Source organism: Arcobacter rhizosphaerae, from assembly GCF_049472155.1.
Classification (GTDB): domain Bacteria; phylum Campylobacterota; class Campylobacteria; order Campylobacterales; family Arcobacteraceae; genus Arcobacter_B.
On sequence record NZ_JBMOVW010000007.1, the window covers coordinates 50999 to 72704 of the forward strand.

Sequence of the window (21706 nt, forward strand, 5' to 3'; positions counted from 1 at the left end):
TTAAGCCTTTTTTAGTTTTGAACTAAGTTGTGAAAATACACCCACAACTCCCTTTGGTAAATAAAGTGTTACTACTACAAATAAAGCACCTAAAGCATATAACCAAACCTCTGGTAAAGCTGATGTAAAGTATGTACTTGCAAAACTTACAACAATTGCTCCAATAATCGCACCATATAAAGTACCTCTTCCACCAATTGCAACCCAAATCACAAGCTCAATCGAAAATAAAGGAGAAAATACACCAGGGTTTATAATTCCAACTTGTGGCACATATAAAGCCCCTGCAATTGCAGCTAAAACAGCTGATACTACAAAAATAAACAGTTTATATTGCTCAACTTTGTATCCTAAGAATCTTACTCTACTTTCAGCATCTCTGATTGAGATAACAACTCTTCCAAGTCTTGAATTTATGATAAATCTACAAACTAAATAACCTAAAACTAAAGCTAAAAAAGTGATGATTAAAAGTGCAACCCTTGTTGTGTCACTTGATAAATCAAAACCTAAAATGTCTTTAAAATCTGTAAGTCCATTGTTTCCACCAAATCCCATATCATTTCTAAAAAATGCTAACATTAAGGCATAAGTTAAAGCTTGCGTTATGATTGATAAATAAACTCCTGTAACCCTACTTTTAAAAGCTAAGTATCCAAATACAAAAGCTAAAATTCCTGGAATTAACATCACCATTAAAAAAGCAAATAGTGGATTATCAAAACCTTGCCAAAACCAAGGTAACTCTTTTAGATTCATAAAAACCATAAAATCAGGTAAATCAGGATTTCCATAAACACCTCTATCACCTATTTGTCTCATAAGATACATAGCCCAAGCATAACCACCAAGGGCAAAAAATGCTCCATGACCAAGACTTAAAACTCCTAAATATCCCCAAACTAAATCCAAAGCCAAAGCTAAAAGTGCAAAGGCTAAATACTTTCCTAAAATAGTTACTGTAAAAGTTGAGATGTAAAATATTGAATCACTTGGGACAAATAAATTACAAAAAGCAACTACAAAAACTACTACTGCTAAAGAAGAAAGAACTATCTTTCCTCCTTTGTCATTTTCTAATATTTTTAAAACTAATGCTTTTCTTTCCATCTAATTAATCCTCAACATCTCTGCCCTTTTGAGGAAATAATCCTCTAGGCTTTTTTTGTATAAATAAAATAATAAACACTAGAATAATAACCTTAGCAAGAACAGCTCCTGAAACAGGTTCTATAAACTTGTTTATCTCACCTAGTGTAAGGGCTGCTATAAATGTACCCCAAAGATTACCAACTCCACCAAATACAACTACCATAAAACTATCAACAATATAAGCTTGTCCTAGGTTTGGTCCTACATTTGTAAGTTGAGATAAGGCAACACCCGCAACACCTGCTATACCTGAACCTATACCAAATGTGATTGCATCAATATAGTTTGATTTTATTCCCATAGCTCTTGCTATTGGTCTGTTTTGAGAAACCGCTCTAACTTTTAATCCAAGTGAAGTTTTTTTCATCACAAATAAGATTGCTAAAAATACAGCAAAAGCAAATATAATAATATAAAGTCTGTTGTATGTTAAAAACAGCGTACTATTTACTTCTAAAGCTCCACTCATCCAAGATGGTGTTTTTACTTCTTGATTTAAAGGCGAGTAGATTGTTCTAACTAATTGTTGTAAAATCAAACTAACCCCAAATGTTGCTAAAAGTGTTTCAAGTGGTCTTCCATAAAGATGTCTAATAACCAATCTTTCAATCAAAATCCCAACAATACCACTTACAATAAAAGCAGCAGGAATAGCAATAAGAACTGAGTACTCAATAAGTCCTGGCATAACTTGCTGAATTGTATAAGTTGTATATGCTCCAATCATAATAAGCTCCCCATGAGCCATATTAATAACCTTCATAACACCAAAAGTAATAGCTAAACCAATAGCAGCTAAAAGTAAAACAGACCCCATACTTAAACCAAAAAATGCAGTTTCAATAAAAGAGTAAAAAGACTTACTTGATTCAATACTTTTTATTGATTTTTGGGCAGTTTGAACTAAAACTTTATCTTCACTGCTGTTTTTAATCTCATTTAATGTTTGAAGAGATTTAGAAGATAAAAACTCTCCTAGTTTTTTTGTAGCTTCTATTTGTTTTTCTTTTGTTGAAGCATACTTTGCATCAAGATTTGTTTTTATCTCTTCTAAAACCTCTTTTACATCACTACTTTTCTCTTTGTTTAAAGCTTCTAAAACTAAAGCTTGATTTTTTATATCTAAGTTTTTAAGTAGATTTTTTGCTGACTTAAGTCTTTTGTCTTCATTTTTTGAAAAAAGATTTAATTTAGCAAGTGATTCTTTGATAACACTTCTTAATTTATTGTTTATCTTTATCTTTTTAAAATCATATTTTGATTTTTTATCTAAAGTTTTTTTTGAGAAAACCTCAACAGTTAAATACTCATTTTCTATTTTCTCTTTTAAAAAAACTAAACTTTTATCTTGCTTTGTATAGTAAAGTTTACCCTCAAGTACAGCTTGTAAAATTTCTTCTAAATTATCATTTGTTGAGTATTTTGAAGTTAGATTTAAAATAGCTTTCTCTTTGCTTTTAAAACTATTTGTAATTAAAGAGTTCGCCTCTTCTTTTAAAGTATTTGCATAAGTAAAACCTACTAGCAATAAATTAAGTAATATTATTTTTAAAATATTCATATTAACCTTTCATTATAAAAGCATGGAAGAGAACTTCCATACCTTTATTAATTTGCACCTATACATTTATTAGTTTTTGTGTTGTAGTTTCCACAATTAACTGGTTTAGTCCAGTCAGAAATCAAGTCTTTACTTCCTGGTAAAAAGTCAGACCATGCATCACCTGCAACTTCACCATCTGTTTGCCATACAGTTTCAAATTGACCGTTTTCTTGAATTTCACCAATTAAAACTGGTTTTGTTAAGTGGTGGTTTTTAAGCATTTTTGCAGTTCCACCTGTAAGATTTGGAACAGTGATACCAATCATTGCATCTCTTACTTTATCAACATTAGTAGTTCCAGCTTTTTCTACAGCTTTTACCCACATGTTAAATCCAATATAAGTTGCTTCCATTGGATCATTTGTAACTCTTTTATCATCTTTGATAAATGTTTTCCATTTAGAAATAAACTCATCATTTGCCTGAGACTCAGCACTTTGGAAGTAGTTCCATGCAGCTAAATGCCCAACTAAAGGTTTAGTATCAATTCCTGATAACTCTTCTTCCCCAACAGAGAATGCAACTACTGGAATATTCTCAGAAGTAATACCTTGGTTTCCTAACTCTTTATAAAATGGTACATTTGCATCACCATTGATTGTAGAAACAACTGCTGTTTTCTTTCCAGCACTACCAAACTTCTTAACATCACTTACAATACTTTGCCAGTCAGAGTGACCAAATGGTGTATAGTTAACCATAATATCTGAAGCAGCAACTCCTTTTGCTTTTAAATATGCTTCTAAAATTTTGTTTGTTGTTCTTGGATATACATAGTCAGTTCCTGCTAAAACCCATCTTTTAACACCAACTTCATTCATTAAGTAATCAACTGCTGGAATTGCCTGCTGATTTGGCGCAGCACCTGTATAAAATACATTTTTAGAAGACTCTTCCCCTTCATATTGAACAGGATAGAATAATAAACCATTTAACTCTTCAACCACAGGTAAAACAGATTTTCTAGATACTGATGTCCAACATCCAAAAGTAACATCTACCTTATCTTTAGTCAAAAGACCTCTCATTTTTTCTGCAAATAAAGGCCAGTTTGAGGCAGGATCAACAACTACAGGCTCTAATTTTTTACCTAGTAGTCCACCTTTTTTATTTTGCTCTTCTATTAGCATTAAAACTGTATCTTTAAGTGTTGTCTCACTAATAGCCATAGTTCCTGATAAAGAGTGTAAAACACCAACTTTAATTGTATCAGCAGCTTGTGCCATTAAACTCATACTAACCAACGCCGAAGCAGCTAAGGCTTTTGCAAATCTTTTCTTCATGAATTCTCCTTTTTAATTCAAGTCATCTTGACTTCTAAAAAGAAGTATAAAAAAGAAGTGTTGTTTTAGTGTTGTTTTTTAGATTAAAAATAAAGACTTAGTGTATATATTTTATACACAAGTCATTTATCTTACTGTAGTTAAAATCATCTAGTAAGGCTTTTATATAAGCCTTTTGATTCTCTAAGAGTTTATAAGTTTCGAGAAGTTCAAGTATCTTATCTTCATTCATATCTAAACTATATTTTCTTAATAGTTCAAAAAAAGTTTTAGAAATGCCACTAAAACTATCTTCTATATTTTCTACTTTTACAGTTTTAGTTAGAGTTTGAGGTTTTGAACTTAGATTTAAATATTTTGAGATTTTAGAAATAAGTTCATTTTCATCTATTGGTTTACTTATGAAGTCATTTGCACCACAAGCTAGAGCTTGTGCTTTATCTTCCTCATATACATTTGCAGAAATAGCAATAATAGGTAAATCTAAATTTAATTGCTCTCTTATAATCTTCATAGTTTCTAAACCATTTAAATCCTTCATCAAAATATCCATACATACTAAATCTATATCATACTTTGAGATTAACTCTAAAGCTTCTTTACCACTACTTGCTTCATAAGTTTTAAATTTATATTGTTCTAATATTTTACAAATCAAATCCCTATTTACTTTTATATCATCAACCACTAAGATAGTTTTATTTTTATTTTTTATTATTGGATTAGCTTTAAACTCTAAAATATCTGCCTTTTTGACTTTATCTTGAGACAATTCATATTCAATACTAAAAAAGAATTGAGTTCCTTTATTTATTTGGCTTTTGACATAAATATCCCCACCCATTAAAGTAACTAACTCCTTAGTAATAGATAAGCCAAGACCTGTTCCTTTTTGCTTAAACTCATCATCAACTTGCTCAAATGGTTTAAATATCTTTTCTAAATCTTCTTTTTTTATTCCTTTTCCACTATCTTTTACTTCAAAGAAAAGCTTTTTATTTTTTTCATAAATATTTACTATAATCTTTCCTTCTTTATTGGTAAACTTTAAAGAGTTTCCTAGTAGATTTATAAGTATTTGTTTTAGTCTTTGCTCATCTGTTTTTATATATTTAGGAAGAGTTGATAAGAAATTTATCTCAAAATTAATATCTTTTAATTTGCATCTAAAACTAAAAATTGAGTCAAGCTCTTTTACTAAATCATGAAAGTCAAAACTTATTGGTCTTATCTCAATTTTCCCTGCTTCTATTTTTGATAGTTCTAAGATTTCATTTATGATATTTAAAAGATGTTTACCACTTTTTTGTATGATATTTAAACTCTCTTTTTCATTTTTGTTTATTGAAGTTGATTTTTGAAGTAAACTTGTAAAACCTAAGATAGCATTTAGTGGTGTTCTTAATTCATGGCTCATTCTTGCTAGGAAGATGGATTTTGCTTTATTTGCATTTTTGGCTTCATTTATTGCTATTTTTAACTTAGATTCACTACTTATAAGTTTTGTAGTATTATCTTTAAAAATCTCTACAGCACCTATCATATCACCTATTTCATCATCATATTTATTTTTTTCCAACTCAACACTCATATCATTTTTTGAAAGTCTTAACATGATTTTTCTAAGTAAATCAAGGGGGTAAACTATTCTAAAAAGAATAATAAAAAAGGAAGTTAAAAATATAAGTATAGATAAAACCACAATCACATTTACATTTAGTTCTTGTTGTTTTACTACATTCGCAGCCTCAATAACTTTTTGTTTTGTTCTTTTTTCAAAGGCTTTATAAAAAGTATCTAAAGGCTTCATAATTCTAATCTTTGCCTCATGATACTGCCTTGAGTGCATAATCTGTCTTGCTAATTTAAAGTTTGGTTTATCTTTAATTGTATAATTTCCATCACTATCTTCAAAGATACCTTTTACGGCATTCATTGCTTTATGCTCTAATCTTGTTAAATCATCTGATTCATTTTGTGAAGTAAAAAGTAAGTTTAACTCTTCATCGGGGAAGTTTGCTTCTTTCATCAACTGTCTTAAAGGTATTTTTTTTCCATCAAGTTTTGCCACACTTCCATCAATAGTTAAAAAATCCCAAAAAATACCATTATATCTTTGTGGTCTTGGTTTTAATCCATTTCTTATATCAAGAACAGTTTTATACTGCTCTTCAAACATAGGGTTTCCTGTTATTACATATGTTCTTGCCATTCTTGTTAAATCATCACTACTTTGCCTTAACTCATGGGCTAAGATAAGTGATTTGTATTGCATTTCATAAGCGTCTTCTAAATCAATGGTTGCTTTTTGATATTTATTAATCACAATTGCCATACTTATAAAAGCAACTGTATTAAAAATAAACAGCAACATAAAAAGTTTCTTCAATTTCACCTAAAATCCTAAATCTATCTTTATATCTATTTGCTTATAATTGTAACAACTAGCAAAAGCAAAAAGAGTAAACATATGAATAGAAAATATACAGTACTTATAATAGATGATAAAATCGAAAACTTAAAGTACTTAAAAGAGATTTTAAAAGATGAACCTTATGAATTAAAAGCAAGTCCAGATGCACTATTTGCCATAGAAGCAGCAAAAGAAAATCCACCAAATCTTATACTTCTTGATATAAAAATGCCAAATATCGATGGTTTTGAAGTATGTAAAATAGTAAAAGAAGATGAAAAACTAAAAGAAACACCTATTATTTTTATAAGTGCTTTAGATGATGTTTCTATAAAAGTAAAAGCTTTTGAACAAGGTGGTGTTGATTATATTACTAAGCCTTTTGAACAAGAAGAAGTAAAAGCTAGAATAAAAACTCAACTTCAAATCTATGAAAACAAACAAACAATCTCAAAATTACTAAATCAACAAGACTTTTTTTTAAAAAAAATCATTCATGAAATAAATACTCCTTTAAGTGTAATCTCTTTAAATGTAGATAGTTTAGAAGAACAAATAGGACAAAAAGAACAACTTGAAGTTATAAAAGCCTCTTCAAAATCACTCTCATCAATCTACAATGATTTATACTTTTTAACAAAAAAACAAACAAGAGAAAAGTCAAATGAAAAGATAGATTTAATTTCATTTTTATCTTCAAGAGTACAGTTCTTTGATGAGATTGCAAAAACAAAAAACATTCATATTCATCTTGAAATATATAAAGAGTTTGAGGTTTTTATGGATAGATATGAACTTGAAAGAGTAATTGATAATACCCTTTCAAATGCCATAAAATACTCTTTTGAAAATGAGGATATAGAAATAATTTTAGATTATGAGAAGAAAGGAAAAATTGAAGTAAAAAACAAAGGAATCACCATAGAAGATACAGACTCAATTTTTGAAGCATACTATCAACAAAAAAACAAAAATATTGGTTTAGGTTTAGGTTTAAATATTGTAAAAGAGATTTGCCAAAACAATAAAATACAAATAGATATAAAATCAAATAAAGAAGAAACAAATTTCTCTTATATTTTTCCAACAAATATGACAAAGGAAGTTTTATGAAAATACTATTATTAGAAGACGACCATAATCTAAATAAAATCATAAAAGTCTCTCTTGAAAAAAAAGGTTTTTTTATAGATAGTTTTATAGATGGATATAAGGCTGTTGATAAAATACTAAATGATAGTTATGATTTATATATATTAGATGTGAATGTTTTAGGTTTTGATGGACATAAGACTTTAGAGTTTATTAGACAAAAAGATATAAATACTCCTGTGATTATGATAAGTGCAAAAATTGATATTGAAAATATCAAAAAGTCATACAATCTTGGATGTAATGATTATATTAAAAAGCCTTTTGATTTTGAAGAGTTGTATCTGAGAATTGAGTATCATTTATCTCATTTAAATTTAGAGCAAAACAATGAGCTATTAAAAGATTTAGGCAATAATTTTTCTTTTGATTTAATAGAACAAAGACTTTATAAACATAAACATGAGATTGATTTAACTACAAAAGAAAAACTTCTTCTTACACTTTTTTCAAAAAACATCAATAAAACAGTTACAAATGAGATGATTCATGAGTATGTATGGAGTTCAAGACAAATGCAAACAGTTAGTATGAGAAGTGTAATTCATAAATTAAAACAAAAATTAAAAAGTGGGATGATTATAAACTTAAGAGGTGTGGGATATAAATTGATTAAATGAGTTGAGAGAAAAGCTTCTTTTAGAAGCTTTCCCACTCATCATCACTACTTGTATCAGTAAATGATTGTTTTGCACTTGATGTAGGTGCTTGTGTGTGAGTTTTAGTTTGTGTTTGCTTTGGTTTAGATGAAACCTTAGCATTTGTTTGATTTCTAAGCTCTGCTAAAATTTCTTCAGAACTTTTATCACTTAATTTTACAGCCTCACTTTTAATACTATCTTTTCCAATGAACTCTTTTTCATTAGCTTGTTGTACAATTAATTTAGCAATTTCATCTGTTTGTACAGCAATACTATGTGTAGTATTTGAAATAACAACATTTTGTTGTGTTTGCTGATCAAGTTGTGTTACAGCATCATTAATCTGTTCAATTCCAGCTCTTTGCTCTTTTGAAGCTTCTGAAATTGTAGCAATTAATTCTGTAGTTTTTAAGATACTTTGATTTAATGACTCATAACCTTTAATCATCTTATCAGCACCATCTTTACCTGCATTTGCTTTCTCTGTTGCTTTTTCAACTATGTCTTTAATCTCTTTTGCTGCTTCTGCACTTCTTGCAGCTAAGTTTCTTACTTCTTGTGCTACAACTGCAAAACCTTTTCCAGCTTCACCAGCTGTTGCTGCTTCTACTGCTGCGTTTAATGATAAAATATTTGTTTGGAATGCAATTTGGTCAATTACAGTAATTGCTTCTGCAATATCTTGTGTTTGGTCATTAATTTCATCCATAGATTTAACTGTACCTGTTGCTAATTCTTGACCTATTTTAATTGATTTAGATAAGTCCTCTGAATTAGAAGCCATTGTTGTAATACTTTCTGTATTGTTAATTATAGTACTTGTAATCTCTTCTAATGCTGCTGCTGTTTCTTCAAGAGCTGCTGCTGTAGTAGTTGAGTTTTTATTTAACTTATCTACATTTTCAAGTAATACATCTGAACTTGCATCTAATGTTAATCCATTTTGTTTATTTTCAGCTAACATACCATTAATTATTTTTGATAAATCATTTATAGCAACTTCAACTTTTCCATTTGCATTTTTGATATTTTCTCTAAAGTCTAATTGACCATATTTAGCTAAAACATCTAAGATTACATTTGTATCTCTACCAATATTACTTTCTAAATTATCAAGCATTTCATTGATTTGAGTTTGTAAAATTTGTAAAGCTTCTGTTTGAGTTGTTTTTTCAACTCTACTATCTAAATAACCATCTTTAATATTTGCTACAACTCTCGTTACATCTTTAATTAAAGCACTATCTTGTTCAATTAAAGATTTTGTTTTAACAACATTTTGGTTTACTATCTTAGCCATTTTACCAATTTCATCATCTGCACTATCATCTAAATGATCAACATCATCTTTTTCTTTATTAATGTATTTAAAGAAATTTAATAAACCATCTTGGAAGTTCTGTAATGGTTTAAATATCGTTTTATTAGATAATACAGCCATTACAAATGCTAAAATAATCATAATAACAAATATGATTATACAATTTCTAATAATTACATCTAAAATTTGTTCTTGTGTTTGAGCTTCCATTTCTTTAATTTTAGCTTCAATATCATCTACATAAACACCTGTTCCTATAATCCAATCCCATTCATTGAACTTTTGAACAAATGATATTTTAGGTTGAGGCTTTGTAAATCCTGGTTTCGGCCACATATAGTCTAAATAACCACCATTAGGGTTTTTATTAGCTATTTTTACAATTTCTCTATATAAGTATTTTCCATTAGGGTCTTGTAAATCGTACATACTTTTACCATTTAACGATGGTTTAATAGGGTGCATTTTCACAACATGTTTTGAATCATTTATCCAAAAATAACCACTTGCATCTTTTCCATATCTCATATCAGCAATTGCTTTATATGCTTCATTTTGTAATCTTGTTGTTACATCATCAACATATTCTCCTGTTCCTACTACCCAACCAAATGGTTTGAATAGTTTTACAAAAGAGACTTTATCTTGTGGTTTATCAAAGCCAGGTTTTGGCCATACATAATCTACAAAACCTTCACCTTTTTCTTTAGAAACTTTTGCTGCTTCGTAAAAAATTCTAGTTCCACCTTTATCTGCATAATTAGATAAATCTTTACCATCTAATTGCGGTTTAATAGGATGCATTACAATTCTTGCATCTAAGTCATTCATCCAAAAATAACCACTTTTACCATATCTTGTAGATTTAACTGCATTTTTTACTAACTCTTTTAATTCTTCTTGAGATACTGTTCCCTTATATTTATTATAAGTTCCTTCCATGATAGAAAAAATAAAACCAGTTTGCTCTTTTAAATAACTTTGTACTTCAGCTTTTACTTTTTCTTTAGAAGTTCTTGCATGATAAGACTCGACAGTTTTCATAGCTAAAGAGACATAATTTTCTAACTCTTTTTGCTTAGAAGAGTATGCATCTTCTTTAAACTTTTCAATAACTGCATCAGAAGTCTCTTGTAAAGATATTATTGATTGAACAATCATTGCAGAAGAAACAACAACGATTGATGTTATTACAATCATTAGCAGTTTTGCTTTAATAGATATTGATTTAAACATATTTACTTCCCCTTAATTTAAAATAATAGTTTATGAAATAACTATTATTATCTCTTAATAATTCTTATTAAACCCCATAAAAGAATTATCGACTAGCCTAAATAATATTCTGTTTTTAATTAAAATAACTTTAATAAACTACTATTAAGCTAAAACCTTTTGTAATCATTTTATTTTTATCATTTTGTTACAATATTTTTATTTTCATTCTGTTTTTTAGTAAAAAGATATTTTTGTGATGTTTTTATAGAAAAGTATCTAACTATTAATAAAAAAACTATAACACCTGACAGAATCAAAAGATTAAAGTTTACTGCACTATTAAAAATCTCTTCAATTGATTTTAAATCTTCTTTATTTACTTTTACAACATTTACGATGAACTCTCTTAATGCTAAAATTATAAAAGCATCAACTAAAAGAGTAAGAGCTACTCTTTGTTCTCTGATATAGTTTATAACAGCTCTTACTATTTCTAAAAAGATTATAAAATAAAGCATATAAATAATAAAATCCATTAACATATTTAAAGATAAAGCAATTAAAAATAAAATAGAAGCAACAGTCAATTCTATATATAATTTATCTGAAAAAAAATTTAATATTGTCTTTTTCATAAATCCCCTAATCTAAAGTAACTTTTATAGCTAACCAATTTTTTGGTATCTGTAAAATAGAATTATTTGCCATAAAAATAATTGAAGCTATCATAGCTCTAGCACTTGAATCTCCACCTGCTTTTGCATTTACAATTAACATCTCTTTTAAGTTGTCATATTTAAGTAATAAATGTAAACTACTAGCAAAACCTTGATCAATATCACAAGCAGGTCCAAATTCTCTTATTATACTTATAGTCTCTTTTTGTTTTGAAGCAAAAGCATTTTCAATGTGTTTTTGGATCACTGCATCTGATTCATCTTTTAAACTTAAAATCGCTTCTTCTAAAGCAATTCCATCTAAAGCTTTTAATAAAAGTTTTGAAAAGAAACTTGAAGCATTTATAGCTTTTGTAGAGTTATGTGTAAGTTTTACAAAGCTTTCTACATTTCTCAAAAACTCTTCTTTTGATTTTGACACTTTTAATAAGGGTGCAACTCTTCCCACGATTGATAAATCTGTAGAAGAAGAACCACTTGGTGTTACACCATTTTCTATATTTTCTAAAGTATTTCTTGAAGCACCATCAATATAACCATTGTAACTTTTCATTTTTTGTGTCCAATAAGACAAGAAATCTTCTGCATTAAACTCTTCTTTATCTTTTAAGAATTCATATAGCCAAAATGTTTGGTCACCATAATGTGTAAATTCACCGGCAACTTTATCTTTATGCCAAATTGAAAGAGGTTTATTTAGTTCATTATAATTTATAGAACTATCTTTTAATTGTTTTTCATCATAAACCCAATGAGTACCTAAACAATAGGCATCTGTTACTAATGAAGTTAGTACTAACTCTTTTACTTTTTTTTGATCAAACATTTTAACTCCTTTTATTTATTCCAGTTTTTATAATTTGTAAATGCTGGAAACTGTTGTTTAAACTCTTCTTTATCAAATAAAAAACAATATGAATCCATATATGCACAAAGCAAATCATAAGAATCTTTTAACTCTTGAAATTTTTCATGACTTCCCTCTGGCATATCAGGATGATATCTTTTTGATAACTTTAAATATTTTTGTTTTAAATCTTTTTTTGATGTACGTGTTAAAACACCTAATGTATCTACAGCTTTTTCAAATTCTTCATAATCCATAAGCTTCCCTAAATATATAATAATTTTATTCTACAATATTTTTTTTAAATGAATATAGTATACTATAACTATATTTTAAAATTTAGGAGATTGTATGAAATCAACACTTTATCATATTCACGACCCAATGTGTTCATGGTGCTATGCCTTTAAACCAACTCTTGACAAACTTAGAAAAGAACTTCCAATAGATATCCAAGTAGTTCATGTTGTAGGTGGATTAGCAAAGCACAGTGATGAAATAATGCCCCTTGAACAACAAAAAACCATTGAAAATATTTGGTATCAAATAAATAAAGAAGTTGGTACAAAGTTTAATCATGACTTTTGGAAAAACTGTAAACCAAGAAGATCAACATATCTTTCTTGTCAAGCTACAATGCTTGCTAGATATGAAAATAAAGAAGATGAAATGATAGAAGCAATTCAAAAAGCTTATTACCAAGAAGCAAAAAATCCAAGTGATGCTTCAACTTTAATACAACTTGCCAAAAATATAGGTTTAGATGAGAAAAAATTTGAAGAAAACCTAAAAAGTAAAAAAATTGAAGAGGATTTACAAGAAGAACTAAATCTTAGAAGATCACTTAAAGTTAGAGTATTTCCATCACTTGTATTAAAATATAAAAAAGAGTTATATCCTATAAATATTAAATTTAATAATCACAAAGAAATGCTTAAACAAATTGAAGACTTATCTAAAAATATATATTTTTAAAACTATATCTTAAACTATCAAGATTTTTTATTACCTTTAATAACTAATAGTATATAATAATGTAACAGTTTTAAAGGTAATGAATGACAAAAGTAAATAATGATAAGTTTATAATATTTTTTATAAAATATGCTCCTATCATATTTGTCATTATTTTTTCAACAATCGCAACAAAATTTATTTTAAATGAAAAAGAAAATTCATTTAAAAAAGAAATAAAAGAGCTTGAAAAAGATTATTATGAAAGAAATAAAAGAAGAATAAGCCAAGAAGTACAAAGAGTTTATAACTATATTGAAAAAGAAAAGACTAATACAGAAGAATCTTTAAAAAAATCTCTAAAAGAAAAAGTATATCTAGCTCATGATATTGCTACAAAGATCTATGAAAAAAACAAAAACATAAAATCAAAAGAAGAAATCTTTTCTTTAATAAAAACCACTTTGGGAAGTATTATTTATAATAAAAGAAGAGGATATTTTTTTATAAATGATAAATTTGGAAATATGCATTTACAACCTTTAAACCCAATAATAGAAGGTAAGAATTATTTAAATTTTAAAGATACAAAAGGGAATTATCCTTTTAAAAATATGGTAAATATCATAAATACTAAAAGTGAAAGTTTTGATTCTTATTTTTGGTATAAAGAAAAAGATATAAAAAAATCATACGAAAAAATATCCTTTTACAAATATTTTGAACCTTATGATATGGTTATTGGAACGGGTGAGTATTTATATGATTTTGAGACTGAACTAAAAAAGAAAATATTAAGCTTCATTCAAAATATTAAATATGGAAACAATTCTTATATTTTTGTAATTGATTTTGATGGAAACTATTTAGCACACTATAAAGAAACTTTAATAGGAGAAAATAGATTAAATTCAAAAAATAATAAAGGAAAATATCTAGTTCAAGATATAATTAATTTTGCTAAAAATAAAGATGGTCAGTTTATGACTTATTTTGCTACTTTAAATACAGACAATAAAGCAACAAGCAATAAAAAAATATCATATATCAGACAATATAAACCTTATAAATGGGCAATAGGAACAGGTTTTTATACAGAAAATCTAAATAAAAAGATTCAAGAAAAAAAGCTTTTATTAGAAAATAAAAAACAAGAAAATATAGAAACAATTACTAAAATAAGCATACTAGCCACGTTAATTTTATTAGTTTTATCTTTTATAATTTCAAAAATTTTAGAAAAAAGACTGAAAATTTATAAAAAAGAAATTGAAAGAAAAATCTTAGAAAACAAACAAAAAGATGACATGATGTCTCAACAAGCAAAAATGGCAGTAATGGGAGAAATGATAGGAAATATTGCACATCAATGGAGACAACCTTTAAGTCAAATAACAACAATATCCTCTGGTGTAAAAATACAAAACCAATTAAACTCTTTAGATATAAATAGTATTAATGAACAAATGGATAAAATTACTAAAGCTACTAAATATTTATCTGATACTATTGATGATTTTAAAAACTTCTTTTCTCCACATAAACAAATAAATTCCTTTAATATCATAAATACTATCAATAGAACAATAAAACTTTTAGAAAGTCCTTTAAAAACTAAAAACATTAAAATAATAAGAAAAGATAATGAGTGTATAGTAACTGCAAATGAAAATGAACTTCTGCAAGTAATGATTAATTTAATTAAAAATGCTTCTGAAGCACTAGAAGATAATTTATCAAAAGAAGAAGAAAAATTTATTTTTATTGAAACTAACATAAAAGAAAATAAGCTTTATATTTTGATTTTTGATAATGCTAAAGGTATAAAAGAGGATATTATAAATAATATTTTCAATCCCTATTTCACAACAAAAGGTGAAAAAGGAACAGGTATTGGACTATATATGTCAAAAAATATAATAAATGAAAGTTTAAAAGGTGATTTAAATGTTCAAAATCATTCATACCTTTATGAAAACAAAAAATTCACTGGTGCAAAGTTTATTATAACTTTGCCTATTTAAAATGAATTTACTTATTTATATGAAATTCCTCTTTCATATTTAAAACTAGTTTTGTCATAAGATTTCTTTCATTTATAGTCATTGAAGAATTTAAAATATCATCTAAATCTCCTAATTTTGAGAAGAAGTTCTCTTTAAATTGTTCATTTATTTTATTATGATTATTTAAAAAAGCTCCTAGTTTTATCAAAGAGAAAACAACTTCTTTTTTTCCCATAATTACAGCATAATTAATAGGTAAAATTCCAAATCTATCTGGCTGGTTTATTAAATCTCTATTCTTTAAAGCGATTTTTTTAAGAATATCAATTTTATCTCTCCATACCGTATTATGGATATAATTTCGCCCTTTATTATCTACAGCTCTATAATCTCCTACTCTTTTAGTAAGTATATTTATAACTTGTAAATCATGGTCTAATATAGCTTTATGTATTACATTTCCACCATAGGAATCTTTACAATCAATATTTACATTGTTTAAAATTAAGAAGTTTAATATCTTATGAAAATGTTGTTTTTGATTTTTTTGTTCTTTTCCTGCTTCTAGAACTCTATAAAAAACATTTAGATTATCTTTTTTACTTAAAATATCTAAGTTTGAACCATATTTTTTAAAAGTCTCTAATAAAGAAACATTGAAATATTTAGCAATTTCAAAAATAATTGGCTCTCCTTCAAACATTATTTCATTTATATCTACTTTTATAAACTCTAATAATAAGTTTAAAATTTGATTATAATTAACCTCAGGATAAACTCTTATATTGGAAACTTTTCTAACTCTATTAGGAGAGTTCTCACTAAGTATCACATCTACAACTTTTTCTATTGCACTGTAATTATTTTTGTCTTTTAAACTTGAATCAATATTTGAAAAAAGTAATCTTTTAATTAAATCAATATTTGGTTTTCCATTAAAAATAGCAATATCTAAAACTGTATTACCAATAATATTTGATTGATTAACATTTATTTGACAAGAGTTCAAAATAAATTCTAAATTAAACTCATCTCTTGATCGAACAACATCAAATAGTAAATTTTCCTCTTCTAAATTTAATAAGTTTACATTAGCACCATTTTCTATAAAAGTCATAATTCGGTCTTGATACTTATTAATAAAACCTTTATTCTCATATACTTGAATATCATAAGAGAGTAATTTATTAACAAGATACATCAATAATGTATGTTTTTTTGTTCCATATCTTCTATTTAAAGAAGCTTCATTTCTTATGGCAAAAGAGAAAAGATTGTTATTCAGATCTAAATCTAAACAATTTAAATATAAAAAATCTTCTCCTTTTTTATTAACAGTATTCAAATCTAAACCTAATGCAATAAGACCATCAAAAATATTTAAATCAGCTGTAATTTCTTTTAGGTGACAAATAGTATTTCCATTATTATCTTGTTGATTAATATCTAAATTATCCATCAACGTTAATACTTTTTTTATGGCAAGTCTGTTTTTAGATTCAATTGCATAAAATAAAACTGAACGTCCAGCTTTATTTGTTTTATTCAAATCTTTAGTTTTAGAAGCAATAATATCTATTAATTGTATTACTCCAAATTTAAATGCAAAATGCAAAGGTATTTCAGCATCAAAATTTTCTTGATTAACATCTATACCTTTTTTTATTAATAATTTTGCCGTTTCTAAACTTGAATTTTTTAGAGCTGTAAATAAAGCGTTTTCATTAAATTCATTTAAAGAGTTTATTTTTACACCTATTTTTAATAAATAATTTATTGCATTAAAAGCATCATACTTTGCACAATGGTGTAATAAAGTTGTATCATTTTTATTAAAATCTGTTTTTGCTAATTTTTTTTCTACTATTTTTTCATTAAAAGGCTTTTTAATTATCAATTCTTCAATAGGTTCACTACTTCCAAATAATTTTTTTAACACAATTTTACCTTTATTTTTTTTAAACTCAAAAGAGTATCCATTTATTAATTATATTTCTATTAAAGACCTATATGTAGGGTTTTGTAAAAATTATTTTAATTAATATTAAGTTCTTTTTGCATACTTCGAACAAGCTCTGTCATTAAAGATCTTTCATTTTCTGTCATAGTTGAGCTTAATATATCTTCTAGTTTTCCAAGTTTAGAGAAAAATTGTTCTTTAAATTGTTCATTTACATTATAAGGATTATTTAAATAAGCTCCCATTTTAATTAATGCAAAAACAACTTCCTTTTTCCCCATAATAACCCCATAATTTATAGGTAATAAACCAAATTTATCAGGTATATTCATAAGATCTTTATTTTTAAAAGCAATTTTCTTTAAAATATCTGCTTTATTATCCCAAACAGTATGATGAATATAAGTTCTTCCTTTTCTATCTCTTGCTTTAAAATTTTTAACTCTTAAAGTTAAGATATTTACAACTTGTAAATCATGGTCTAATATTGCCTTATGAATTACGTTTCCTCCATAAGAATCTTTATGATCAATATCAACATCACATAAAACTAAATATTTTAACATTTTTAAAAAAAGTGCTCTTTCATCTTTAGAATTTTTTCCAGCTTCTAAAACTCTATAAAAAATAGTTAATTTATCTTTTTTACTTACTACATTTAAGTTTGCACCATATTTTTTAAATATTTCAAGTAAAGAAACATGGAAAGATTTAGCAATTTCAAAAACTATTGGTTCATCTTCAAACATTATTTCATTGATGTCAATTTTTGTATAATCTAATATAAATACTAACATTTGTGTATAATTTACATTATTTACACTTTTTGTTTTACCAATTTTTCTAACTCTATTTGGAATATCTTCACTTAAAATAACATCTACTAGTTTTTCTATAATTGTGAAGCCATCTTTATCTTTGACTGTACAATCAATATTTGTATAAATTAATTTTTTTACCAATTCTACATTTGGTTTTCCATTAAAAATCGCTAAATCTAAAAGATTTTCTCCTAATGTATTTATTTGATTAATATTAACTTTAGTTCTATTTAATAAAAATTCTAAAACTAAATCATCTTTGTGTTTTACAACTTCAAATAAAAAGTTTTCATTTTTATTGTTTAAGTTATTCTCATCTACACCATGTTCAATAAAAGTAAGTAATCTATCTTGGTACTTAGTAACTAAAGGTTTGTTTTCTAAAATTTGAAAATCAATTGATAAAATTTTCTTAACTATTTTTATTAAAATAGTCTCTCCATCTAAACCATAATTTCTATTTTTTAAATTAGTTTTTTGGAAAAAAGATATAAATAACTCATCGGGAATATTTAAATCTAAACAGTTTAAATATAAAAAATCTTCATTATTTTTATTTATACTATCTACATTTAAACCTTTATTTACAAAAAATTTAAATAGCTCAAGATTAAATGTAATCTCTTTTAGATGAACAATAGTATTCTCTTGTTTATCTTTAAAATTTAGTTTTATAGATGTTAATTGAAATACTTTTTTTATAATTTCAAATTTTTTAGATTGAACTGCATAAAAAAGTATGTTTCTTCCATCTTTATCTTCTATTTCTAAATCATCTAACCTATCAGTTAAAATATCAAAAATTTCTAACATTCCACTTTTAGCAGCTAAATGAAGTGGTGTAACATTATTTATATTTGATTGTTTGATATTTATATTATTTGAAAGTAATACCTTACAACACTCAAGAGCATTTTTTCGTAAAGCAAGAAAAAGTAAATTTTCTTTATTTATATCTAATTTAGTATGATTAAATCCTGTTTCTTCTATTAAATAACTTAAGGCTTCAAAACAGTTGTTTTCAATACAAAGTTTTAGTAAATATTGATTGTTTAAGTCTAATTCATAAGAACCAATAGCTTTTTCCAATTTCCTTTGATTAAAAGGTTGAATTAAAACAATCTCTTCTAAAGACTCTTTTTTACCAAATAAAAGTTCTTTTTTTTCTAACAGTTTATTTAACATAAAATTAGTTACCTATGCGTAAAAATATGATTTTAGATTATCGAAAAATAAGTTATAAAAAGGTTAAATATAAGGAAAGTAAGAAAAGAGAATAAATCTCTTTTCTTTACTTCATAAGTGGATCTACCACATTAAGAACATACATACCAACAAGACCTATAATACCTGCTAGTAAACAATAATAAATTGTAGGGATAATTGTTCTTCTTAAAGTTTGTCCTTCTTGATCAAGTAAACCTACTGTTGCACTTGCTGCAACAACATTATGAATAGCTATCATATTACCAGCTGCTGCACCTACTGCTTGAAGTGCTACCATTAATGCCGTTGATACACCAAGAGCATCTGCTACACCAAATTGATATTGAGCTAACATCATATTTGATACTGTATTTGAACCTGCAATAAATGCACCTAAAGCCCCAACCATTGGAGCAAATAATGGATAAATATCACCAACTGATGCAGCAACAAAATTAGCCATAGCAACAGGCATAGAATCAAAACCAGAATCATTTACACCAGAGTTAATTAAAATTCTAACTAATGGAATTGTAAATATAAGTACAAAACCTGCACCAATCATAACTTTTGAAGACTCACTTATAGCTTCTTTCATTTCTTTAAATTCCATCTTATGTAAGAAATAAGTAACAAGTGCTACAAATACTAAAATACCACCTGGTAAATAAAGTGGAGTAATTGAATAACCTAAATTCTCACCTAAAATATCTTTAAAAGGAATAACCCATGACTTAACAAATGCTTTTGCTTCATCACTTACTCTTGTAAGCACTAAAATAGCAGCTACTAATACATAAGGAATCCAAGCTTTAGTTAATGACATAGGAACTTTTGCACTCATTGCATCTAGTTTCATTTCTAATTTAGAAACCCATGAAGTTGGCCATTTTTCTTTTGGAGCAAAGTCCCAAGATTTTTTAGGTACTAAAAAACCTTTCTTAGCAGCAAACATAACAATTGGAAGACCAACTAAAGCACCAATAAGTGATGGGAACTCAGCACCTAAGAATACACCAGTAAGTGCATAAGGAATTGTAAATGCAAGACCTGCAAAAATAGCAAATGGTAAAATACTTAAACCTTCACTCCAAGATTTATTTTCACCAAAGAATCTAGTTAGCATAACTGTCATAAATAAAGGAATTAATGTTCCAACAATTGCATGAGTTATAGCAACTTGTGATGTAATAATTTGTAAATAAGCATCCCAAGATGAACCTAATGAATCTAAAGTAAGACCAATAGATTCAGAGTCTAAACCTTTATTTACTCCAATTAAAATAGGAGTTCCAACTGCTCCAAAAGATACAGGTGTACTTTGAATCATCATACCAACCATAACAGCAGCCATGGCAGGGAAACCAATAGCAACTAATAAAGGTGCAGCAATAGCAGCAGGTGTACCAAAACCAGATGCTCCTTCAATAAATGAACCAAATAACCAAGCAATAATAATTACTTGTATTCTTCTATCTGGACTAATATTATTGAAACCTTGTCTAATTACAGCAATCGCACCTGAATGTTTTAGTGTATTTAAAAGTAAAATTGCACCAAAAATAATCCATAAAACAGCAACTGTTATAAGTAGACCTTGAATTGTTGAAGCCATAACTCTATTAAAGGAAACTTCCCAAACTACAAATGCAACTGCAACTGTTGCAATATATACTAACGGCATTGCTTTTTTAGCAGAAACCCTTAACCCAACTAATAAAATACCAGCTAAAAATATAGGTAATGCAGCAAAAAATGCTTGTAAACCAATACTCATAAATCCTCCTTGTTTTAACAAGAATAGAATATTCCTAGAATGTGATATTTTTATGATATTTTTTATATAGCAAAAAAATAGCAATATTTTTTAAATTTTAATGGTTACTTTTGTAACATTTTTACTATTTGTAATTAATTTATATCTAAGCTAGAACTTTAATTTACTTATTGTAAAAAGAATACTATAATACACATTTATTTTAAAGGATATAATTTTTTATGAACAACACAGTAATTTACATATTTAATAGATTAGTAAGATTAGCGATAATATTTTTTATTTTATATTTGATTTTTACAAACTTTGGAACTTTCTTGATGATTATTGGTATTATCTTTATATTAGGATTTATTGCTATTTATAATATAAAGAAGAAAATACGTACAAGTGGTTTTGAATTTAAATTTAATGGACAAGAATTTTCTCAAAGTAATAATACAAATTTTAATTTTAATGACTTTCAAAATTTTGCTAATAAACCAAGATACAATGAAATAGAAGAAGCAAAAAACTTTTTTGGTTTTACTAGTGAACCAACAAAAGAAGAAATAAAGAAAAGATATAAAGAGCTAGCTAGAAAATATCACCCAGATATAAATGGTGGAGATGATACAAAAATGAAAGAATTAAATCACTACAGAGATATTTTAATAAAAACAGTTGGATAAAACA

Annotated in this window: 16 protein-coding genes; 5 read left to right on the forward strand and 11 right to left on the reverse strand. The window is 26.6% G+C overall.

From position 1 onward, the window contains the following. The 4 genes from urtC to ACH5BH_RS11335 all read right to left on the reverse strand — a co-directional run bounded on the left by urtC (position 1) and on the right by ACH5BH_RS11335 (position 6433). Positions 1-1110 (reverse strand): urea ABC transporter permease subunit UrtC, encoded by a 1110-nt coding sequence (gene urtC / locus ACH5BH_RS11320; protein WP_423298428.1) that lies wholly within the window; start codon positions 1108-1110, stop codon positions 1-3. A gap of 4 nt (positions 1111-1114) precedes the next feature. Continuing rightward, positions 1115-2713 (reverse strand): urea ABC transporter permease subunit UrtB, encoded by a 1599-nt coding sequence (gene urtB / locus ACH5BH_RS11325; protein WP_423298429.1) that lies wholly within the window; start codon positions 2711-2713, stop codon positions 1115-1117. 47 nt (positions 2714-2760) lie between these two features. Next, entirely contained in the window at positions 2761-4038 is a 1278-nt protein-coding gene (gene urtA, locus ACH5BH_RS11330; RefSeq protein WP_423274176.1) for an urea ABC transporter substrate-binding protein, read from the reverse strand. A gap of 97 nt (positions 4039-4135) precedes the next feature. Further along, complete coding sequence (locus tag ACH5BH_RS11335; protein ID WP_423298430.1) at positions 4136-6433, reverse strand: ATP-binding protein; 2298 nt, start codon at positions 6431-6433, stop codon at positions 4136-4138. Positions 6434-6508: 75 nt separating this feature from the next. Between ACH5BH_RS11335 and ACH5BH_RS11340 the strand changes: the two genes are divergently transcribed. Then, positions 6509-7564 (forward strand): ATP-binding response regulator, encoded by a 1056-nt coding sequence (locus ACH5BH_RS11340; protein WP_423298431.1) that lies wholly within the window; start codon positions 6509-6511, stop codon positions 7562-7564. Continuing rightward, positions 7561-8223 (forward strand): response regulator transcription factor, encoded by a 663-nt coding sequence (locus tag ACH5BH_RS11345; protein WP_423298432.1) that lies wholly within the window; start codon positions 7561-7563, stop codon positions 8221-8223. The genes ACH5BH_RS11340 and ACH5BH_RS11345 overlap by 4 nt, the downstream gene beginning before the upstream one ends. Before the next feature lie 19 nt (positions 8224-8242). On the opposite strand, the gene ACH5BH_RS11350 is transcribed toward ACH5BH_RS11345, so the two are convergent. The 4 genes from ACH5BH_RS11350 to ACH5BH_RS11365 form a co-directional block, all read right to left on the reverse strand. Beyond that, on the reverse strand, positions 8243-10801 hold the full coding sequence (locus tag ACH5BH_RS11350; RefSeq protein WP_423298433.1) for a methyl-accepting chemotaxis protein: 2559 nt from the start codon (positions 10799-10801) through the stop codon (positions 8243-8245). A 179-nt stretch (positions 10802-10980) separates the two neighbouring features. Further along, positions 10981-11418 (reverse strand): hypothetical protein, encoded by a 438-nt coding sequence (locus tag ACH5BH_RS11355; RefSeq protein WP_423298434.1) that lies wholly within the window; start codon positions 11416-11418, stop codon positions 10981-10983. 7 nt (positions 11419-11425) lie between these two features. After that, complete coding sequence (locus tag ACH5BH_RS11360; protein ID WP_423298435.1) at positions 11426-12286, reverse strand: ADP-ribosylglycohydrolase family protein; 861 nt, start codon at positions 12284-12286, stop codon at positions 11426-11428. A gap of 11 nt (positions 12287-12297) precedes the next feature. Beyond that, a complete protein-coding gene (locus ACH5BH_RS11365) occupies positions 12298-12564 on the reverse strand; it encodes a DnaJ domain-containing protein (RefSeq protein WP_404307033.1) in 267 nt (88 codons plus the stop codon). Positions 12565-12658: 94 nt separating this feature from the next. On the opposite strand from ACH5BH_RS11365, the gene ACH5BH_RS11370 reads away from it, so the two are divergent. Then, positions 12659-13282, forward strand: coding sequence for a DsbA family protein (locus tag ACH5BH_RS11370; protein ID WP_423298436.1), 624 nt, complete (start codon positions 12659-12661; stop codon positions 13280-13282). Positions 13283-13365: 83 nt separating this feature from the next. Then, a complete protein-coding gene (locus ACH5BH_RS11375; protein ID WP_423298437.1) occupies positions 13366-15285 on the forward strand; it encodes a sensor histidine kinase in 1920 nt (639 codons plus the stop codon). A gap of 7 nt (positions 15286-15292) precedes the next feature. On the opposite strand, the gene ACH5BH_RS11380 is transcribed toward ACH5BH_RS11375, so the two are convergent. The 3 genes from ACH5BH_RS11380 to ACH5BH_RS11390 all read right to left on the reverse strand — a co-directional run bounded on the left by ACH5BH_RS11380 (position 15293) and on the right by ACH5BH_RS11390 (position 21031). Further along, positions 15293-17206: an ankyrin repeat domain-containing protein gene (locus tag ACH5BH_RS11380; RefSeq protein ID WP_423298438.1), complete on the reverse strand. Its 1914-nt coding sequence runs from the start codon at positions 17204-17206 to the stop codon at positions 15293-15295. A 95-nt stretch (positions 17207-17301) separates the two neighbouring features. Next, on the reverse strand, positions 17302-19233 hold the full coding sequence (locus tag ACH5BH_RS11385) for an ankyrin repeat domain-containing protein (RefSeq protein ID WP_423298439.1): 1932 nt from the start codon (positions 19231-19233) through the stop codon (positions 17302-17304). A gap of 106 nt (positions 19234-19339) precedes the next feature. Continuing rightward, positions 19340-21031, reverse strand: a complete 1692-nt coding sequence (locus ACH5BH_RS11390; RefSeq protein WP_404307043.1) for an L-lactate permease — start codon at positions 21029-21031, stop codon at positions 19340-19342. A gap of 221 nt (positions 21032-21252) precedes the next feature. Here ACH5BH_RS11390 and ACH5BH_RS11395 point away from each other — a divergent pair, with 221 nt between their 5' ends. Further along, positions 21253-21702 (forward strand): J domain-containing protein, encoded by a 450-nt coding sequence (locus tag ACH5BH_RS11395; protein ID WP_423298440.1) that lies wholly within the window; start codon positions 21253-21255, stop codon positions 21700-21702. Positions 21703-21706: the final 4 nt, after the last annotated feature.